General features: G+C 59.8%; 17 protein-coding genes and 1 tRNA gene. 15 read left to right on the forward strand and 3 right to left on the reverse strand.

Annotation, left to right across the window (positions count from 1 at the left end):
* Window positions 1-5: 5 nt before the first annotated feature.
* On the forward strand, window positions 6-2789 hold the full coding sequence (locus tag VN623_RS01135) for a PAS domain-containing protein (RefSeq protein ID WP_325567252.1): 2784 nt from the start codon (window positions 6-8) through the stop codon (window positions 2787-2789).
* A gap of 142 nt (window positions 2790-2931) precedes the next feature.
* Here VN623_RS01135 and VN623_RS01140 read toward each other — a convergent pair.
* Together VN623_RS01140 and VN623_RS01145 are read right to left on the reverse strand one after the other, a co-directional pair.
* Window positions 2932-3007 (reverse strand) — tRNA-Ala (locus tag VN623_RS01140).
* Window positions 3008-3099: 92 nt separating this feature from the next.
* Window positions 3100-3474, reverse strand: coding sequence for a TIGR02300 family protein (locus VN623_RS01145; protein WP_325567254.1), 375 nt, complete (start codon window positions 3472-3474; stop codon window positions 3100-3102).
* 256 nt (window positions 3475-3730) lie between these two features.
* On the opposite strand from VN623_RS01145, the gene aroA reads away from it, so the two are divergent.
* The 4 genes from aroA (at window position 3731) to VN623_RS01165 (ending at window position 8384) form a co-directional block, all read left to right on the forward strand.
* A complete protein-coding gene (gene aroA / locus VN623_RS01150; RefSeq protein ID WP_325567256.1) occupies window positions 3731-5035 on the forward strand; it encodes a 3-phosphoshikimate 1-carboxyvinyltransferase in 1305 nt (434 codons plus the stop codon).
* A gap of 392 nt (window positions 5036-5427) precedes the next feature.
* Window positions 5428-6054: a (d)CMP kinase gene (gene cmk / locus VN623_RS01155; protein ID WP_325567294.1), complete on the forward strand. Its 627-nt coding sequence runs from the start codon at window positions 5428-5430 to the stop codon at window positions 6052-6054.
* A gap of 199 nt (window positions 6055-6253) precedes the next feature.
* A complete protein-coding gene (locus tag VN623_RS01160) occupies window positions 6254-6802 on the forward strand; it encodes a BPSL1445 family SYLF domain-containing lipoprotein (protein ID WP_325567258.1) in 549 nt (182 codons plus the stop codon).
* Window positions 6803-7274: 472 nt separating this feature from the next.
* Window positions 7275-8384 (forward strand): hypothetical protein, encoded by a 1110-nt coding sequence (locus VN623_RS01165; RefSeq protein ID WP_325567260.1) that lies wholly within the window; start codon window positions 7275-7277, stop codon window positions 8382-8384.
* Between the two features lie 65 nt (window positions 8385-8449).
* Here VN623_RS01165 and VN623_RS01170 read toward each other — a convergent pair whose 3' ends face one another.
* The gene (locus tag VN623_RS01170) at window positions 8450-10492 is read right to left on the reverse strand and encodes a phosphoethanolamine transferase (RefSeq protein ID WP_325567262.1); all 2043 of its coding nucleotides are present in this window, start codon (window positions 10490-10492) and stop codon (window positions 8450-8452) included.
* 758 nt (window positions 10493-11250) lie between these two features.
* Here VN623_RS01170 and rpsA point away from each other — a divergent pair.
* The 10 genes from rpsA to VN623_RS01220 all read left to right on the forward strand — a co-directional run bounded on the left by rpsA (window position 11251) and on the right by VN623_RS01220 (window position 20540).
* Entirely contained in the window at window positions 11251-12972 is a 1722-nt protein-coding gene (rpsA, locus tag VN623_RS01175; protein WP_325567263.1) for a 30S ribosomal protein S1, read from the forward strand.
* 187 nt (window positions 12973-13159) lie between these two features.
* Window positions 13160-14125 (forward strand): signal peptide peptidase SppA, encoded by a 966-nt coding sequence (gene sppA, locus VN623_RS01180; protein WP_325567266.1) that lies wholly within the window; start codon window positions 13160-13162, stop codon window positions 14123-14125.
* 32 nt (window positions 14126-14157) lie between these two features.
* Window positions 14158-14454, forward strand: a complete 297-nt coding sequence (gene ihfB / locus VN623_RS01185; RefSeq protein WP_325567268.1) for an integration host factor subunit beta — start codon at window positions 14158-14160, stop codon at window positions 14452-14454.
* A gap of 45 nt (window positions 14455-14499) precedes the next feature.
* Window positions 14500-14847 (forward strand): lipopolysaccharide assembly protein LapA domain-containing protein, encoded by a 348-nt coding sequence (locus tag VN623_RS01190; protein ID WP_325567270.1) that lies wholly within the window; start codon window positions 14500-14502, stop codon window positions 14845-14847.
* A 16-nt stretch (window positions 14848-14863) separates the two neighbouring features.
* Window positions 14864-15103 carry a hypothetical protein gene (locus VN623_RS01195; protein ID WP_325567272.1) on the forward strand — a complete coding sequence of 80 codons (240 nt, stop codon included), beginning with the start codon at window positions 14864-14866 and terminating at the stop codon, window positions 15101-15103.
* Window positions 15104-15116: 13 nt separating this feature from the next.
* Window positions 15117-15767, forward strand: coding sequence for a phosphoribosylanthranilate isomerase (locus VN623_RS01200; RefSeq protein WP_325567274.1), 651 nt, complete (start codon window positions 15117-15119; stop codon window positions 15765-15767).
* A 53-nt stretch (window positions 15768-15820) separates the two neighbouring features.
* Window positions 15821-17062: a tryptophan synthase subunit beta gene (trpB, locus tag VN623_RS01205; protein ID WP_325567276.1), complete on the forward strand. Its 1242-nt coding sequence runs from the start codon at window positions 15821-15823 to the stop codon at window positions 17060-17062.
* 2 nt (window positions 17063-17064) lie between these two features.
* Window positions 17065-17892, forward strand: coding sequence for a tryptophan synthase subunit alpha (gene trpA / locus VN623_RS01210; protein ID WP_325567278.1), 828 nt, complete (start codon window positions 17065-17067; stop codon window positions 17890-17892).
* 177 nt (window positions 17893-18069) lie between these two features.
* The gene (accD, locus tag VN623_RS01215; protein WP_325567280.1) at window positions 18070-19152 is read left to right on the forward strand and encodes an acetyl-CoA carboxylase, carboxyltransferase subunit beta; all 1083 of its coding nucleotides are present in this window, start codon (window positions 18070-18072) and stop codon (window positions 19150-19152) included.
* Window positions 19153-19190: 38 nt separating this feature from the next.
* The gene (locus VN623_RS01220; protein WP_325567282.1) at window positions 19191-20540 is read left to right on the forward strand and encodes a folylpolyglutamate synthase/dihydrofolate synthase family protein; all 1350 of its coding nucleotides are present in this window, start codon (window positions 19191-19193) and stop codon (window positions 20538-20540) included.
* Window positions 20541-20607: the final 67 nt, after the last annotated feature.

Raw genomic sequence — 20607 nt, forward strand, 5'->3', positions numbered from 1 at the left:
GCGGCTTGGGTCAAACAATGCGCGACGAGTCGAACAATACGAACACCTTGGCGGACTACTCCGCGGCAGTTCGCGAATTTTCGGCGCTCGCTGGGCCAATTTTGCCGGCGCTGGAACGATACCCTGTGTCGATGATCGTTGCCGACGCGCGCTTGCCCGACAATCCAATCATTTTCGCAAATGAAGCTTTCCGCCACCTCACGGGCTACGAGCCACAAGAGGTCCTCGGCCTAAACTGCCGGTTTTTGCAGGGGCGCGACACGGATCCTGAAACTGTCGCAAAAATTGCGGCTGCTCTTCGCGAAGGCCGCGAAATTGAAACCGATATCCTCAATTATCGTAAGGACGGCAGCGCCTATTGGAATACCGTTTCCATTTTCCCGGTCCTCGTCGATGCCAAGGCGGCGTTCTTCGTCTCCACGCAAATCAGTATCGCAGCGGGAAGTCGGGAAAATTCAACTGATGCCGCGTTACGCGCCAGCCAAAGGAAACTCGACGAAGTCAACGAGCGTCTGCGGCTGACGCTGTCGCTCACGGGGGCGGCTGCCGCCTGGGAATGGCACATCGGCGAGAATAGAATTGTCGGCGATTCTCGCTTCGCGGCGCTCTACGGAATCTCGACGGAGGAAGCGGCACGGGGCGTAAGTCCGGAACTGTTTTTTTCGATTGTTCACCCCGAGGATCAGACGCGCGTTCGTCTCGCCATCGGCGGAATACTTCGCGGAGCAGAGGTTTTTTCGAAAGAATTTCGCATTATGCTGGCCCCTCATTCGGTGCGATGGGTGCAGGCAAGGGGGCGTTGTCAGTATGACGACGAGGATCGCCCGATCCGATTTAGCGGTGTGCTTGTTGATATTACCGAGCGCAAACTCGCTGAAGAACGTTTGCGTATCGCGCAAACGGCAGGAGGTATCGGCACGTTCGAATATGTAGACGGCTTTGGTACGGCGACCGTCTCCGCCCAGTTCTGCAGTCTTTTGGGGCTACATCCCGCCCACGATCTACCTGTCCACACCATCAACGCCGTCGTGCATCCGGGCGAGCAGCCTCTCATCGGTGTTTCGATGCGGCATGCCGATGGCGGCGAGGTGAATTCGGAGTTACGCATCATTCGGCCTGATACCGGCGAGGTGCGCTGGCTCGCCAAGCGGGGCGAGTGTTCGCGTGACGCCGAAACAGCAGGCGTCCGTTTCAGCGGCGTGATCTATGACATCACGAACTCGAAGCGTACCGAAGAAAGCCTTCGCACTCTCAATGAGACGCTGGAAAGCCGGGTCGAGCAGCGCACCCGCGAACGAGACGGTATCTGGCAGCTCTCGAAGGATCTCCTCGCCATCGCCGATACGAATGGCGTTTGGCAGAGCGTGAACCCAGCCTGGACGCGCGTTCTTGGTTGGAGCGCCGATGAAATAGTCGGCCGGACTTCGGAGTGGTTGCAGCATCCGGACGATCGCGAGACCAATCGGGCACCATTCAACGCCGACAGCGTAGCAGGGTTTATTTTTAATAACCGCTTGCGCACGCGCGGAGGCGACTATCGGTCCCTGTCATGGACAGCGGTTCCTCAGGCCGGTCTTTTTTATTGTGTCGCGCGCGACGTGACCGAACAGCTGCAACAGGAAGAGACGCTCGCTCGGGCCGAGGACCAGCTTCGGCAGGCTCATAAGATGGAGGCTGTCGGACAGCTTACCGGCGGCATTGCGCACGACTTCAACAATATGCTGACCGGCGTCATCGCATCGCTAGGTCTCATCCAACGGCGATTGAAAGCCGGCCGTACCGACGGTGTCGATGATTTCATCGAGGCCGGACTGAACTCGGCCCATCGCGCCGCAACGCTCACCCATAGTCTGCTTGCGTTCGCGCGGCGCCAGTCGCTCGACGTCAAGGCGCAGGACATCAACGCTCTTGTGGCCGGAATTCAGGAAATCGTGCGGCGGCCGCTCGGCGAGAACATTACCGTCGAGTTCATTCTGACCGATGAGCCGTGGATGGCGCTGACGGATGCCAATCAATTTGAGAATGCACTTTTAAATCTCGCGCTCAATTCTCGGGATGCGATGCCGGACGGAGGACGGCTCACGATTCGGACGACGAATGAACATTTGGAGGCGTCGTCCACCGTTCAGGGTGATCAAATGCCGGCCGGCGACTACGTGGTCGTATCCGTCACCGACACCGGAACGGGCATGTCTCCCGATATCATCGCGAAGGCCTTCGAACCCTTCTTCACGACGAAGCCAATCGGGAAGGGAACCGGACTCGGATTGTCGATGATCTACGGGTTCGTGAAACAGTCCGGAGGTCACATACGGATTAGCAGTCAAGTCGGCCGCGGCACGACGGCAAAGATTTATCTCAGGCGCGCACTCCATTCCGAATTGCAAGCGGCTGCGCCTGGCGAAACACAGCCTCCGCTAGGTCGTGGTGAAAGGGTGCTCGTTGTGGAGGACGACGCTTCCGTGCGTTTCACCGTAACGGAATTGCTCAAGGAGCTCGGCTACTCCTATATCGAGGCGAAGGATGCGGCTTCAGCGATCCCGCATCTGGAATCCGATCAGCCTATCGATCTGCTCGTTACCGACGTCGGCCTTCCAAACATGAATGGACGCGAGCTTGCCGAAATCGGGCGTCAGCACCGCGCCGATCTCAGGGTTCTTTTCATCACCGGCTACACTGAGAAGGCAAGGGTTCGAAGCGGCTTTCTTGGCCCCGGCATGCAGATGATGAGCAAGCCGTTTACCGTCGAGGCTCTGGGCGCAAAAATTCGCGAGCTTCTCGAAAACTGATCCCCGGACTTGCCGCCTCGGACGTGCGGCGTCCGCTAGTGATCGATGTCGTCGATAAAGACATTGAATTGCCGCCGAACGGCGATGTCGTCGCGTTCGATAGGATCGCTAAGTCAGAAGCATCAACGACTTAGCGAAGGATTGGTGGAGCCAAGCGGGATCGAACCGCTGACCTCTTGCATGCCATGCAAGCGCTCTCCCAGCTGAGCTATGGCCCCAAATCCGTGGGTGTGCAGAGGGCTGACCGCCCGGCTGCGTTTCGCCTGATAAGTCGTCCGGACCGAAACATCAAGGACGTTCGTCGTGACCGTCAGGGCTCTTCGTCGCTGGCCGGGCCGCCGATGATGTTGGTGACATCGCCACCCTCTTCCTCCTCTTCCTGGAGGAAGGTCTCGTCGTCTTCGCCGGTCGTTGTATCCTCGGTCTCGACATCCGCCAGCGCTTCATCGCCTTCGACGGCCGGCAATTCGCCTTCGGCCTCCTCGACGGCCGCCGGTTTCTTTGCCTTTCTGGCGCTGAGTTCGCGCTGTTCGGCCTGAAGCGCCGCCAGTGCGGCGGGCGACGACGCGATCACATATTTGGCGCCGCAGAACGGGCAGATGATGGGCTCCTGAGTGAGATCATAAAAGCGCTCGTCGCAGTTTTGACAGGTCCGCTTTGTCCCACGCGCTTGCTTGGTTGCCATTAAACTGAGCCTCGGATAATCCGCAAAATCAAGGAGCCCGTCTGCCACACGCTATGCGGCCTGTCAAAACGAAAAGGTGTGCCCTCGCCAGCGGCGTCGAGGCCACCTTGACGCCGACGGCGGGGTGGCGTTGACAGAGCCTCGCGGCCGGGGCCTCTATCGCCGAGCTTTGACCCCGCCGGACGGGCGATTCCGCCCCCGGTACAGCCCTGGATTGCGACTTTTGAAAACTTCGAACGCGAAACCTTTGTCGGCAATGCGTGCGCCTCCGCTCCGGGGTCGGCTTCGCGTGCCGGGCGACAAGTCGATCTCGCACCGGGCGCTGATTTTCGGGGCGCTGGCGACCGGAACGACTCGTATTCGCGGTCTGCTGGAGGCCGAGGACATTATCAATACGGCGCGCGCTGTCGCCGCACTCGGGGCTTCGACGGCAAAGGACGGGGACGTCTGGGAAGTCAAAGGCCGCGGACCGGGCGGACTTCACCAGCCGCAGGGCCCGCTCGAATTCGGTAATTCCGGTACCGGCGCGCGCTTGATGATGGGTGTCATCGCCGGCCATCCGATCACGGTTCAAATGACGGGCGACGCGTCGTTGTCGCGACGGCCGATGCGGCGTGTACTGGCGCCACTGATGCAAATGGGCCTTCAGGTCTTGGAGCCAGGCAAGGAGACGCTACCGCTGACGCTGCGCGGCGCCAGCGATCTTATGCCAATCATCTATGCTCTGCCGGTGCCATCGGCGCAGGTCAAAAGCGCGGTGCTGATCGCGGGGCTGCATGCGGCGGGCGAAACGACGATCATCGAACGCGAGGCGACGCGCGATCATACTGAACGCATGCTGCGCCACTTCGGCGCTAGCGTCCGAACCGAGCAGCAGAACGGCGCCACGCACATCACCGTCAAGGGCGATTGCGAACTCGCCGGGCGCGATATTGTCGTTCCGGGCGATCCGTCCTCGGCGGCGTTCCTGGCAGCTGCCGCGCTGATCGTTCCCGGCTCCGACATTACGATCGAGGGTGTCCTCATCAATCCGACGCGCACCGGCCTCTACACGACATTTCAGGAGATGGGCGGCGACGTTACATTTCTGAACGAGCGTGAGGAAGGCGGCGAGCCCATCGCCGATATCCGCGTGCGCGCGTCCCGTTTGAAGGGCGTGCGCGTGCCGGCCGAGCGCGCCCCATCGATGATCGACGAGTATCCGATGCTCGCCGCGGTTTCCGCCTTTGCCCAAGGCGAGACCCGCATGGACGGCCTCGCCGAACTCAAGGTCAAGGAAAGCGACCGGCTTCAGGCAACCGCCGCAGGCTTGGCGGCGAACGGCGTCGTGGCGCGCGTCGCGGGCGATAGCCTCATGATCGAAGGCGGCGGCGGAATCAGGGGCGGCGGCCTCGTCGCGACGCACCTCGATCATCGCATCGCGATGGCATTTCTGACCGCCGGGCTCGCCAGCGATAAACCGATCGTGGTCGACGATTCAGCGATGATTGCCACCAGCTTCCCCGAGTTTCGCGGCATCCTGCAGGGCCTCGGAGCACGCTTCGAAGAGCCGGGCACGTGACCAGCGTGGCGCCGGCCGTCGGCGATGTCGCTGCTCTGGGCTATCTGTCGATGACGGCTTTGGAGGTCGCGGCGCCGGTCGTCCTTGTCGCGGTGCTGGCGGTAGTGGGCGCCTGGTCGGCGTCGAGGGGGCGCGACCTATACGTGCGCTTGTTGCGGCATGGATTGATTGCGGCGCTCGTATTGCTCGTTCCCGGCGCGTTTCTGATTGGATGGTTCATCGCCTTTGATGCCGAAACGATCAGCGGCATCACGACGACGCCCGCGCAGCAGACGTCCTGGATCTTATCGATGTCGCTCTTCGGCGCCGGGCTATCGATGCTTGTCGGCGTGGCGGCATACGGGCTCGGCGGCTGGGTGTCAGGCGCCCTGAGTAATAAGAGGAGATACAAGTTGATCATCGCGATCGATGGTCCGGCGGCGTCGGGCAAAGGTACGCTGGCAAAACGCATCGCCGCACACTATGGCCTCGGTTGGCTCGACACGGGGCTCCTCTATCGTGCCGTGGCGCGCGACGTCGTCGTGAAGGGTGGCCGCCTTGAGGATTTGGGCGCGGCCATCGCCGCAGCACGCGCAATCGACGCCACAACCCTCTGCGATCCCCACCTGCGCGGCCCGCGTGCTGGCGACGACGCGTCGATGATTGCCAAGATCCCCGAGGTTCGGGCGGCGCTGCTCGATTATCAGCGCACATTCGCGCAGCAGGGCAAAGGCGCGGTCCTCGACGGACGCGACATCGGAACGGTTGTTTGTCCCGACGCTCGCGTCAAAATTTTCGTCACAGCGTCCGACGAAGCCCGGGCCCGCCGCCGATTTCTCGAACACCACGGCCGCGGCGACACAATCACCTATGAGGAATTGCTCGCCGACATTCGGCGCCGGGACGCCCGTGACAGCAACCGCAGCGTCGCCCCGCTCGCCGCCGCCCCGGATGCGATTCTCCTCGACACCACCGATCTCGACGCCGATCAGGCGTTTGTGGCGGCGATGAAGATAATTGAGAAAAAGGTAGGCAAATGAGTGCAAGCGACCATTGTCGGAATTGGACCACAAGCCCCTTTTAATGAATCCAATCGAGCAAGCACGGCCCTATCTTTCGAATAAATAGGGCTGATTCGTGTGGCTGGCATCGCGGCAAGATCTGGTTGGCGCAAGAACCCCGAATTCAGCCACGAAGCAGGTTCACGAACTGGCTCAGGGGAGCCGAGGGAGAATTACAATGTCGCGGAAGCTGATTTGGATCGCACTTTTTTCACTGGTCGCAATCGTAACGGCAGCCCCGAGGGGCGAGGCAGCGTCGGCGCCTGAGATCGACGCTGGCGTGAGCGAAACGCTGGATCGGTTCTTTTACAAAATCGGCGGCGCTCGAGAACTCGCACACAACGCCGTGGGTATTCTTGTATTCCCGTCCGTCGTGAAGGCGGGGTTTGGCGTCGGCGGCGAATACGGCGAAGGCGCGTTGCGCATCCGCGGCCGCACGGCGGGCTACTACAATACGTTGTCGGCATCATTTGGCTTTCAGCTTGGTGTTCAGGCGCGCTCCGTCGTCATCATGTTCATGACCGAGCAGGCATTGAATCAATTCCGGCGCACGGCTGGATGGAAGGTCGGAGTCGACGGCTCGATCGCGATCATCACGGTGGGGATCGGCGGATCCATCGATACCAACAAGATCACGAGCCCCGTCGTTGGCTTCATCCTCGATCCCAAGGGCCTGATGTATAACCTGACGCTCGAAGGCTCCAAGATCACGCGCATCTCGCGCTAGCCCGGAGCAATCTACGACAGCGGGCGAGCCGTCGGCCCCTCGCGGCCGGCGGCGAAGCGCTTCGCCTCAACACCACCGCTAGCCGATCAGGCGCCCGAAGCGGCGCGGATGATTGAGGGGCGGGGATCGGAAGATGGCCCCACGACAATCAACTAACAACGTCGCGACGCTTCGCGATCGACCGCGTCGGGATTTGCGCGCGAGCTGCTTGCTGTCTTACGTCTTGACACCCAGCGGCCTTATCCGTTGCCGCTGCAGATTCTGAATCCCGTTTTCCTATTATAGCCCCGGCCGGTGACCCAATTTGTTGGGGACAGATGATCCGCCTCCGCACAATACATGTTGCCGCCGCAGCGATGACCTGCGGAATGATCTGATGTTGCCAAAGGAGATTTTTGTCGGGGCGGCCAGTCAATGAGGAGGCTGCCAAGCAGCGCCTCTCGATCTGGCCAGAATGCTGGAAGGGATATAGATGAAACGTCTCATCATTGTGTTGGGCGCCTGTTTGCTTGATCCTTCGTTGGCAGTTGGCGGGCAATCCGAAGACGATCTCAAGCGCTTCGAGAGGTTCGCAACGTACGATTTCAAAACTACCGAATGCGATGACGATGATAAGGGCCGCTACCAATATTCCTGCAGGAACATCGAGACGGGAGATATCAGCGGCTACATTCAACCCGCAAAACTTGAAAAGAGTCAGACAGGAATTTTTTTAGGAAAGTATTGGGGCACAGATGACCGTCTGAAATTCATTGGAATTGCGTGCGGACGGGGCGACACCGAAGAAGAGGCCAAGAAAGCGGCAACGTTTCGCGCCCACGAAATTGTCAGGAGAGCCGTCGAGGGACTCGAGACGAATGTCCTAACAGGTGAGTTCAAGCCTCTCGCTTATCGAAAAGATGAAGAACGCTTCATTTGCGTGCTGACGGATCGAAATCACAAAGACAAAAGCCTCGTGGAAGCCGAGAACGCGGCGGCCGATGCTGAGAGGGAACGGGAAGCACGCGAGGAAGATGAAAGGCAAGCACGCGAATCGGCAGAACGTTTGCAGAGGCAGCGGGAAGAACGCCGGCTGGCTGAAGAGCGCGAGAGGCAAAGCACGACGCTCGTTGTCGAGGTCCAAAGTTTAGATACTTACGCGGTTGAGCTGTCTTTCTATTCGCAAACATATCGCAATCGCGCATGGCCGGGCGGCGACCAAGTTTACATTCTGTCCGATAGCGATGTTCACAGTTATCGCCTCAATTGCCGCAAAGGTGAGAAGATCTGCTACGGCGCATGGCGGCGAGGAAATAGGAATTCATGGTGGGGCGCCGGATACGGTGCACAGCAAGGATGCAGCGATTGCTGTCTGACGTGCGGCGGATCCTACAAATATACGCTCAATGCCGGCAGTAACTCGCCCCAGGCATCGAACCAAAGCGCGGTCGATGCGCTGACCAATATTCTTGGAGGCGTCGCCGCAGGCATCGGTGCCGCGAATTCGATGCGTGCCCCGTCAACGCCGACCTTTCGCCCTTCGCCGCCTCCCGCACAGGGAGCAAATCGACGATCAAGCACGATTACAGGCGGCTCGCACTGAGACGATTTTCGACGGCGGTCACCTGCAGCGGTTAAAAGAACGTGAGCCCAAATCAGCTCACGTCTCTAACTTCGCCGTCGCCGGGGAGATCGCCAGGGGTATTTCTCTAATTTGTGGATCGACGAAGTTACAAGGTGGGTTTCGCAAAGCGAATTTGAAGTCGTGCCGGGCAAGCCCGTCGCTGAGGCGGACAAGACCTGCGGGTCGTCCTTGACCTTTTTGGCTCCATGAAAGGTGAGCGCCGAATTCCAATCGAGGCGATAGCCGTTTGAAGACAGATCGTAACTGGTGTCATGGTTCTTGGCGTCTATTCCTGTCAAGCCGACCAGAAGATCGTCAAGAAGATCATTGGTCCAAACGGAGTTTTCGTGTTGGTGGAGCGCCTTGGCGCGATCTGCCTCGCTCGTCATGAACGCATCGGATAACCAGACCAGCAACGAGATGTGCGTCATCGCAAACGTGAACCGTTGAGGGTCGTGCATAAGCCCGGCATCTACGGCTTCAGCGTGATCCGGCAAATAGACGAATGCGCGAAAACCAGGAAGCTCCTTCGCCTCGGCGAAAATCTGCGACAGCACGTAGTCGGTGAACGCAATGCTGTTGTCGTAACAGTCGATCTCCCGGCGGCGCACCTCTTTGTTCCCCGACAAGAGCACGTTGTAGAACGCCTTTGATTTTTTAGACTTTCCGTCGCCGAATTTGGCGAAGCTCTGCGGATACCGGTCGCAGTAGTCGCCATGGCTCCCCATCAGATGAAAAACAACCAGATTATTATCGCTGCTGTGTATTTGGCCTTTCAGCTGAGCGAATTTCTCGATGAGCTTGGAGTCGTAGTAGTCGGTATCGAGCGACTTGCCGATGTTGCTGTTGATCTTGATATAGACGTCAGCGGTCTCTGCGATGGCTGTAATCGGATTGTTCCACTCCCCCAGTCCTTGTTGATTGCTCAGCCAAAACGTTCGAAAGCCTGCCGCCTTCGCCACGTCGAGTATCGATGGCGAGCTGATGTAGGCCCTTCCGTTATACTGGCTGGCCTCTGTCAGAGCCAAGCTTAGCGCCGGAACGGTCTGCACGTAGTTGGAATAGGCGTGATTGAAGCTCACCCAGTTCGGACGACATATCTGCTCGTCGATCCAAGGCGTCGTTTTCCTCGAATACCCGTGCAGGCTCATATGGTCTTTGTTCTGTGATTCTCCGATGACGAGCACATACGTCTCGCCCTTCGTCGTTTTGTGCGCGCCGATCGAAGGCAACGATTTTTGACGCGCCGCCACGATCGTTCGAAGCGCGGCAAGTTCCGTGTAGTACGTATAGAAATATCCGACAGTCGCGGTATCCAAACCGCTCGGCCGATAGAGATACGCGAACTGGGTCAAGGCGACGATGGCGATAGCAATGATCGCACTCCTGGGAACATCCGCATCGCGCAACCGATGTTGCGCTACGCCACAGGCGATGATGATCAATAAGGCGGCCGTTACGACGAGAACAGAACGCGCGTCGACGTAGATCGATAGAAACTCACGCGCTTCGAAAAGGGTCGTTTGCAGCAGCGCCTGACTTGTTTGACCGGATATCGAGGCGTTAAAGCGCAAGTTGTAGCAAAGAACTCCGAGCAGCACGCTGGAGATCACGACACGATAGAGTATCGAGAACGCCGCCCGAAAAATACGCGGAACCGACCGCATGGCGCCGATCGCAACAAGCTCAATCGCAAGAACTAAGCCCGCCAGCACGAGCCAGGAATTGATAAGTCTCGGCGCCCCAAAATTCGTAAATTCAAGGAAGCACGCAAATCCTACGAGCAGGACGTAGAAGCAAAGCGTCGGAAAACTGTCACGACGCAGGAGTAGAGTGATGCCGATCGCCCATGCCGTCACAATGAACGGTGTCAGCGATCTGGTGACGGACGGGATGACGCCGTGATCGAAGTACCGCTGCATGGTGATCAGCAAGACGATTAGCACGGCGACTGCGGTCGCTGCGGCGGGGCGGGATACGATCTTCAAAAGCTGCGTGTGGACCGATTGAGCGGCGCGGCTGAAACGGCCGCCAGACAAACGCAAGCGCTCACAGACGACGCCCCAATTCTTCATGAGCTGACGCACGACAGCGGCCCCCCAGCGACCCCCAAACATTCAACGTACGCTGACCACTTTAAGCTGCTGGTCTGCATTTTGAGCACTTGAGACGTGAAAAGATCATTTGCTGCACGTCTGAGGAATTGCTGGACGATGTTCACTTTGTAACCTGCGGAAAACCGTCATCCCGGGTTTACCTCTCGCTAGCGGTCAGTTGATGGCCAGGCCGTATAAATCTCCGGCATGGCACGGCGTCTTGCCGGACCTGATATGACGTGTTCTGACATTTTAATCTGTCAGTAAGAATCACCTGCCAGCCTGTTTGGACGGGAGCGGCCTGCTCCGCTGGCGTTTTCGGGCGTACCGGCACCCGCCCCCAATTATCGGTAAGGTCGCTCCCGTCATCGCCTAATCGCCTGGTGATTAAAGACGCCCATCGGCGGCAGCCGGCTTGCTGCGTTTGCCACGCAACGCCACGATTGCCGGCCCTTTACGGCCTGACACCCCTTGCGGCCAAAGACGCCCTCCGCTATATCCCCGCCATTCGGCGTCACCGTCGGATTGGTCATGAGGAAGATCAGCCGGTTGGAACCTGTATAGCGGGTTCCGAATTCTGACCGGCAGGGCTAAGCGCCCATCGCGGTGGCATCACATCCAGACATCCAACGCTTCGAAGTGAGGCTTCGCGCAACGCGTGAGGCCGCTTTTTGGCGCTTCAACATCGAAACCAATTGCTGCCCGGGGCCAAGTGCGCCCCAAGGCGCTGCCGTTAACAAGGAGAACGAATGTCCGCTGAAGTATCGAGAGACATGAATCCCTCGCGCGAAGATTTTGCCGCGCTGCTGGCCGAAAGCCTTGCCAAGGACGATCTGTTCGAAGGCTCCGTCGTCAAGGGCAAGATCGTCGGCATCGAAAAAGACATGGCGATCATCGACGTCGGCCTCAAAATGGAAGGCCGCGTCGCGATGAAGGAGTTCGGCCTCAATGGTCAGCCGAGCGATCTCAAGGTCGGCGACACCGTCGAGGTCTACTTGGAGCGCGTCGAGAACGCACTCGGTGAAGCCGTGCTGTCGCGCGACAAGGCGCGGCGCGAAGAGAGCTGGACGCGCCTCGAGCGCCTCTACGAAAAGGGCGAGAAAGTTACCGGCGTCATCTTCAATAAGGTCAAGGGCGGTTTCACCGTCGATCTCGATGGAGCAGTGGCGTTCCTTCCCGGCTCGCAGGTTGATATTCGCCCCGTGCGCGATATCGGGCCGCTGATGCATCAGCAGCAGCCGTTCCAGATCCTGAAGATGGATCGCCGCCGCGGCAACATCGTCGTCTCGCGCCGTTCCGTCCTCGAAGAGAGCCGCGCCGAGCAGCGCACCGAAATCGTCGCGCGCCTCGCCGAAGGTCAGATCATCGACGGTCTGGTCAAGAACATCACCGACTACGGAGCCTTTATCGATTTGGGCGGCATCGACGGACTGTTGCACGTCACCGACATGGCTTGGCGTCGCGTCAACCACCCGTCCGAGATTTTGAACGTCGGCGATACGGTGAAGGTGCAGATCATCCGCATCAATCCGGAAACGCAGCGCATCTCGCTGGGCATGAAGCAGCTTCAGTCGGACCCCTGGTCGGCAATCGAGGCGAAGTATCCGGTCGGCTCGCGCGTCAACGGCACGGTGACGAACATCGCCGACTATGGCGCCTTCGTCGAACTCGAGCCGGGCGTCGAGGGTCTTATCCACGTCTCCGAAATGAGCTGGACGAAGAAGAACACGCACCCCGGCAAGATCGTTTCGACCACCCAGCAGGTCGAGGTTCAGGTTCTCGAGGTTGATCCGCAGAAGCGGCGCATCTCTCTCGGCCTGAAGCAGACGCAGGAAAATCCGTGGGATTCCTTCCTCACCACGCATCCGAAGGGCTCGGTCGTCGAAGGTCCGATCCGCAACATCACCGAGTTCGGTCTGTTCATCGGTCTCGACAATGGCATCGACGGCATGGTGCACCTCTCAGATCTCGACTGGCAGAAGGCCGGCGATGAGGTCATCAAGGATTACAAGAAGGGGGACAACGTCAAAGCCGTGGTGCTCGATGTCGACGGTGCGAAAGAACGCATTTCGTTGGGCGTCAAGCAGCTGGCGGGCGACCCGGCCGATTCGATGGCCAAATATAAGAAGGGCGACGCCGTCACATGCACCGTGACGTCAGTGGGCGAGGCCGGCATCGAGGTCAAGATTGCCGACAGCGAGCTGACGGCATTCGTCAAGCGCGGCGACCTTTCGCGTGACCGCTCCGAGCAGCGCCCGGAACGCTACAACGTCGGCGACAAGGTCGATGCGGCCGTCATCTCCGTCGACAAGGCGGCACGGCGCATTGCGGTTTCGATCAAGGCACTCGAGATCGCCGAAGAGAAGCAGGCCGTCGCGACGTACGGATCGTCGGACTCGGGCGCCTCTCTCGGCGACATTTTCAAGGCAGCGATCAAGAAGCGCGAAGGCGCCGAAGACGAGAGCGAGTAAGCACAAATCGAAACTTATTTCGAACAATCGAGGCGCGCGGTAAAGTCTGCCGCGCGCCTAACTTTTGCGCGGCAAAGCGGCAACCCGGCGGTTCGCGCTTTGAACCTTACCGACCCTTGTTTGACGAAGCGCAACGCGCCGAGTTGCCGTCAAAGCAAGCAGCAACATTCTGATGGAGCAGCCCCCCATGCTTGAAACAGAAACCGTTCTCGACCGCCGCCGGCTTCGCCGCTCGGTCACCTTGTGGCGCGCCGCGGGGCTCGCCGCGATCGCGATCGCCATCGGCGTTATGACGCTTGGCACCGATAAGCTTGCAACGCTGGCAGGCGAGAAACAGATCGCCCGTATCACCCTCGAGGGTACGATCACCGAAGATCGCGACCAGCTCAAAATGCTGAAAGACATCGCCGACGACAACAGCGTCTCTGGCGTCCTTCTCTATGTAAACAGCCCTGGCGGCACGACGACCGGCGGCGAAGCACTTTACGAAGGCTTGCGTGCGCTCGCCCAGAAGAAGCCGGTCGTATCCCAATTCGGCACCGTCGCGGCGTCGGCGGCCTATATCGCCGGCCTTGCAACCGACCACATCGTTGCCCGCGGTAACTCTATAACCGGCTCGATTGGCGTAATCGTGCAGTGGCCTGAGGTCGTGCAGCTGCTGGACAAGATCGGCGTCAAGATGAACGAGGTCAAAAGCGGCCCGTTGAAGGCTTCGCCCTCGCCGTTCGAGACCCTGGATGACGCCAGCAGGAAGGTCGCCGAAGGCATGGTAAATGACGGTTTCAAATGGTTCGTCGGCCTCGTTGAAACCCGCCGGGGCATCAAAGCCGCCGAAATTCCGGGCCTCCTGGATGGCCGTATTTTCTCAGGCCGCGAGGCCCTTCAGGTCAAACTCGTCGATCAGATCGGCGGCGAGGAAGAGGCCGTCAAATGGCTTAAAGAGGTGAAAAACGTCCCCGCGGCCGCCAAGGTCGTCGATTGGAAGCCCTCATCGAGCGGGGGTTACGGGTTTGCCGGCATGAGTTCGGGCATTGCCGGCTGGTTATTCGGCTCGGCCGCCGCTGACCTGGGAAATTTTCTGCTCCGTGATCGCACGATTTCGACTCTCGGCCTTGACGGTCTGCTCTCAGTTTGGCACCCTGCTGAAAAATAACGAGAATTGATCGCTGTGCTGGGGAGCGAAACGTGATCAAGTCGGAGCTTGTGCAACGGATTGCGACAGCCAATCCACATCTTTACCACCGCGATGTCGAGCGCATCGTCAATGTCATCTTCGACGAAATCGTCGATGCATTGTCGCGCGGCGACCGCGTCGAGCTTCGCGGCTTCGGCGCCTTCACCGTCAAGCATCGCGCATCGCGGCAAGGGCGAAACCCCCGCACCGGAACGACCGTTTCTGTTGCTGAGAAATTTGTGCCGTTCTTCAAGACCGGCAAAGAGCTTCGCGACCGTTTGAACAAGCTCAACGGCGGCAAGCACTAGGCGAGCATAACGCCGCCGAGAGTTTCTAGAGACCGAGGTAGGCTTGTGCTGAAGCGTATACTGTCGCTGCTTATTGCCTTTCCGCTTGGCGCCGTTCTCGTCGCGATCGCGGTTTCGAACCGGCAACCCGTAGCGCTGATCCTCGATCCGTTCCGGCCGGAAAATCCTGCGCTGTCGGTTGAATTGCCTTTCTATGCTTATCTCCTGGGCGCGCTCCTCCTCGGCGTCATCATCGGCGGATTGGCGGCATGGATGGGCCAGCGCCGTTGGCGGCAGACGGCGCGCACGCAAGGTCGTCGAGCGGCCCGCTGGCAGGCCGAAGCTGATCGGCTGGAGCGGGAACGTGAAGCCAACGCATCAACGGCCAGCGACTTGGCGATCGCCAGCCGCTGATGCCGCGAGGTTCTGAATGACATTCGACGCGCTGTCGCTCTTCGGCCTACTGGCTGTTTCACTGATGCTGCTCTTTTATACGTTTGAGGATACGAGCCCGTGGTGCGTTCTCGGCTTTGCCTTCGCCTGCGCACTCGGATCGGTTTACGGCTTTCTGCAGGGCGCGTGGCCGTTCGGCCTGGTCGAAGGGGTTTGGACTTTCATTGCCTTGAAACGCTGGCAAAAGCGTCGCCTGGCGGGCAAACCGGTGGCTTGACGCGCTCAACCCGATGACAATCGAAGCAAAGATTTGCGGGATCACGACGCGGGAGGCGTTGGACGCGGCCATTGCAAGCGGTGCCGACTACGTTGGCCTTGTCTTCTGCACAAAGAGCCCGCGCCACCTTGAAATCGACGAGGCAAGCGAACTGGCGCGGCATGCCCGCGGCAGAGTCAAGATCGTGGCTTTGACGGTCGATGCCGACGATGCGACGCTCGCGCAAATCATTGATGAGGTGTCGCCGGACTACCTTCAGCTTCATGGAACAGAATCTTCTGAACGCGTCGCGGCAATCAAGCAGAGATTTGGACGGCCGGTCATTAAGGCCATTGCGGTCGCGACGTCCGATGACGCTGCCGGAGCGCAGCAATACGCGGGCAGCGCCGACGTGATCCTGTTCGACGCGAAGGCGCCGCCCGGCGCGGCTCGGCCCGGTGGCCACGGACGAACCTTCGACTGGAACGTTCTCAATCGCGTAGCCGGCCGCATGCCGTTCATGCTCTCGGGCGGCCTCGGCCCGGCAAATGTCGCCGAGGCGATCGCGCTGACGCGGGCAACGGCCGTCGATGTTTCGTCGGGTGTCGAAAGTGCGCCGGGCGTCAAGGACATCGAGCTGATCCGCCGCTTTCTTCAGGCGGTAAAGACCGCTAAGCAGGGATAAGATTTCTTTCTCCCCATTTTTCATGGGGAGAGGGAAATAGAACGAGGTTTTGTATGGCGACCAAATCGAAAAAATCAGCGGAAGTCGCTCTCAACAGCTATACGACCGGTCCCGATGAAAAGGGATTCTTCGGTCTCTTCGGCGGCCGCTTCGTCGCCGAAACCTTGATGCCGCTGATCCTTGATCTCGAGCGCGCCTACGACGCGGCAAAGGCCGATCCCGCCTATCAAAAAGAGATCACGTATCTCAATCTGCACTACGCAGGCCGGCCGAGCCCGCTCTATTTCGCCGAGCGCATGACCGCTGAACTCGGCGGCGCCAAAATCTACTTCAAGCGCGATGAACTCAATCACACCGGTTCGCACAAGATCAACAATTGCCTCGGACAGATCCTGCTGGCGCGCCGCATGGGCAAGACGCGCATCATCGCCGAGACGGGCGCCGGTCAGCATGGCGTCGCCGTCGCAACGGTCTGCGCCAAGTACGGCATGCCCTGTGAAATCTACATGGGCGCCACCGACGTCGAACGCCAGTCGCCGAACGTCGCGCGCATGAAGCTTCTGGGTGCCAAGCTCAACCCGGTGACGTCAGGCGCCGGCACGCTGAAAGACGCGATGAACGAAGCGCTCCGCGATTGGGTGACGAACGTTCGTGATACTTATTATCTGATTGGCACGGCGGCCGGTCCGCATCCCTATCCCGCAATGGTGCGCGACTTCCAGTCGATCATCGGCAAAGAAGTGCGCACGCAGATGATGCAAGCGGAAGGCCGCTTGCCCGACACGCTCGTCGCCTGCATCGGCGGCGGCTCGAACGCTATCGGCTTGTTCCATCCGTTCCTCGACGACAAGGACATCTCCATTTACGGCGTCGAAGCAGGCGGCCACGGACTTGATGTCGATAACGGTCATGCCGCATCGATGACCGGCGGTTCGCCCGGCGTTCTGCATGGAAATCGCACCTATCTATTGCAAGACAACGACGGGCAGATTCTTGAAGGCCACTCGATTTCGGCGGGACTCGACTATCCCGGTGTCGGCCCCGAACATGCGTGGCTGAAGGATACCGGCCGCGTGACCTACGTCGCGATCACCGACAAGGAGGCGCTCGAAGCGCTGCAGTTCTGCACGCGGCTCGAAGGCATCATCCCGGCGCTGGAGCCTAGCCACGCGTTGGCGCACGTGATGAAACTCGCGCCGACGCTTCCGAAGGACAATCTGCTCGTGATGAATCTCTGTGGCCGCGGCGATAAAGATCTCTTCACCGTCGCCAAGCACCTGGGGCTGAAAATCTGAGCATGACCAAACCGACTCGCATCGACGCCCGCTTCGCGGCGCTGAAAGAAGAAAAGCGTCCGGCGCTCATCACCTTCATCACGGCGGGTGATCCGGATCTCGAAACCAGTGCCGCCATTCTCGCCGGTCTTTCAAAGGCCGGTGCCGACGTCATCGAACTCGGCATGCCGTTCTCAGACCCGATGGCCGACGGTCCGTCTATTCAGGCGTCTTCGCAGCGAGCGCTGAAGGCCGGCCAGACGATGGTCAAGACCCTCAAAATGGTGCGCGACTTTCGCGCCCACGACACGACCACGCCGATCGTTTTGATGGGCTACTACAACCCCATCTATGTTTACGGCAACGACCGCTTCATCGCCGATGCACGCGCCGCCGGCGTCGACGGGCTTATCGTCGTCGATGTGCCGCCCGAGGCCGATGAGGAACTTTGCCTGCCGGCCTTGAAGGCAGGTCTCAACTTCATCCGTCTCGCTACCCCTACAACCGACAAGGCGCGGCTGCCGGCAGTGCTGAAAAATACCTCCGGCTTTCTTTACTATGTTTCGATCACCGGCATTACGGGGGCGGCTTCTCCTGTAGTGAACGATGTTCACGAACAGGTAGCGGCGATCAAATCCGAGACCGCCCTGCCGGTCGTGGTCGGCTTCGGCGTCAGGTCGGGTGAACAGGCTCGGGCCATCGTGCGGGGCGCTGACGGCGTAGTGGTAGGCTCTGCCGTCGTCTCGACGATCGAAAAATCGTTAAATTCGAAGGGTCAGGCGACGGCCGCAACACCCAAAAACGTTCATAAACTGGTGCAACAGTTAAGTTCTGCCCTGCGCGCCGACTAGCATGCTGTGCCGATTGGCTCTATTGGATAAATATTGCTGCACCCATATTTGTGCAGTGCCCTAGCGCAGCCCCCCGGTGGGCGCTAAATTGTGCGACCCGCCCAGAGAGCCTGGCATCGTGCCCGCACGTCAAGGCGGTAAGCACAATTTGCGGCGGCCTACGAGGAGCCAACACGAGTGAACTGGATCAACAACGTTGTCCGCCCGAAGATCAGCGGGCTGTTGTCGACGGCGAAGCGTGACGTCCCTGACAATCTTTGGGTGAAATGCCCCGAGACTGGGCAGATGGTCTTTTACAAAGACCTCGAGGCCAATCAATTCGTTGTGCCGGGCTCCAACCATCACATGCGGATGGATTCCCAACAGCGCCTGCAACATCTTTTCGACGGCGGTGAGTACAAACAAGTCGCAGTGCCGTCCGTGCAGCAGGACCCGCTTAAGTTTCGCGATGGTCGCAAGTATACCGACAGGCTGAGGGACGCGAAGACAGCAACGAAACTTGAGGATGCCGTCCTCGTAGGCGAAGGTCAGCTAGAAACTTTGCCGATCGTTGCCGCTGTGCAGGATTTCCGCTTCATGGCCGGTTCGCTCGGCATGGCGGCAGGCGAAGCCCTCATCACCGGTATGATGCGGGCCGTCGAACTCAAAACTCCGTTTATCCTGTTCGCAGCCTCAGGCGGTGCGCGCATGCAGGAAGGCATTCTGTCCTTGATGCAGATGCCGCGCACGACGATTGCCGTGCAGCGCCTGAAAGACGCGCGCCTACCCTATATTGTCGTTCTCACCGATCCGACGACGGGCGGCGTCACCGCCTCCTATGCGATGCTTGGCGATGTCCATATCGCCGAACCGGGCGCGCTGATCTGCTTCGCGGGCCCCCGCGTCATTCAGCAGACCATCCGCGAACAGCTTCCAGACGGCTTCCAGCGCGCCGAATACCTCTTGTCTCACGGCATGGTCGACATGGTCGTCCATCGCCATCAATTGCGTGAAACGTTGGCGCGCGTTTGCAGGCTGCTGATGAGCGGCGTTGAGGCGACGAAAGTCAAAGACACGCGGAAGATGATGAATGGCAAGCCGTACATGAACGGCGCTTCCATTGATAGCAGAGTGATGGAGACGGCAGCGCGCGAGACGGGCGGTGTCGTCGAGCCCGAGGTGGTGCCGAACAGCCAGCGATTCGAGCCGGCCAAGGTCGACAAGTCGCGACGTGAAGAGCTCTCGCCGTCGAACCCGAAAGATGCGCCGCGAGGACCCTGATCGCTTCAGCTGGCTTTGAAGGTATAGTACGCGCCGCCATGACCCTATCGACAACTCGCCCGCACAGCGACGCGTTGCTCGCTGAGATGATGCTTCTCCACCCGAAGCTCATCGACCTGTCACTTGGGCGCGTCGAGCGCCTGCTCGCTAAACTCGGGCATCCCGAACGAAAACTGCCTCCCGTCGTCCACATCGCCGGGACAAACGGCAAGGGTTCATTGACCGCGTACCTCCGCGCCATCATCGAAGCCGCGGGAAAGCGGTCACACATCTACACTTCCCCCCACCTGGTGCGCTTTCATGAACGCATCGCGCTGGCCGGTCCCGACGGCAAGGCCTGCGCCATCGACGAAAACTCGCTCGTCGACGTGCTGATGCGCGTGCAGGCGGTGAACGACGGTGACGACATCACGCAGTTCGAGATCACCACCGCCGCGGCCTTCCTCGCCTTCTCCGAGACGCCTGCCGATGTGCTGCTGCTCGAAGTCGGCCTCGGCGGCCGTCTCGACGCAACGAACGTCATTCCGGATCCGGCGCTCACCGTCATCATGCCGATTTCTATGGACCACGCCGAGAAGCTCGGGCCGACGTTGAGCAAGATCGCCGCCGAGAAGGCGGGTATTCTGAAACGCGGAGTTGCGGGCATCATCTCGCAGCAATCGAACAAGGTTATGTCCGTCATCGAGGCGCGCGCCAGCGCTGTCGGCGCGACGCTGTCGGTCTGGGGTCGCGACTACGATGCTTACGAACAGGCCGGCCGCCTTGTCGTGCAGCGTCATGACCGCCTGCTCGATCTACCGCTTCCGGCACTTATCGGCCGTCATCAGATCATCAATGCCGGCACCGCCGTCGCAGCGGCGCTGCAGCTTGCCGAAAACATTCCGTCGCTCGGCATCGACGAACGTGCCATCGAAGTGGGTTTGCGAACCGCCGAATGGCCCGCACGAATGCAGCGCCTCGTTTCCGGCCCACTGCCGAGCGTACTCGGTGAAGATGCGGAACTTTGGCTCGACGGCGGACATAATCCGGCGGCGGGCGATATGCTCGCCGACACCCTCGCTGCGTTCGATGAGAAGTCACCGAAGCCCGTCTATCTCATCGTCGGCATGATGGGACAGAAAGATGCGCTCGGCTTCCTGGCGCCGTTTCGTGGCCTAGTGCGGGCCATCTACACCGTTCCGATCCCCGGCGCGCACGAGACGCCCCACAGTCAGGAAAACCTTGCTGAAATCGCACGTGGGGCCGGTATCCAGGCACTCGATCGCGAAAACGTGATGAGTGCGTTGCAAACCATCGCGGCACTTCCTGTAGGTCCGAAGCGCGTGCTGATATGCGGCTCGCTTTATCTTGCCGGACACGTGCTGACGCTGCAGCAAGAGCTGCAATAGTTTGTCCGCGAAACAACGTGATGTGCCGCCATGACGTCACGTGCTTCGCGACGAATGCGACAGCGAA

The sequence above is a fragment of the Hyphomicrobium sp. genome (assembly GCF_035572195.1).
Lineage (GTDB): Bacteria > Pseudomonadota > Alphaproteobacteria > Rhizobiales > Hyphomicrobiaceae > Hyphomicrobium_B.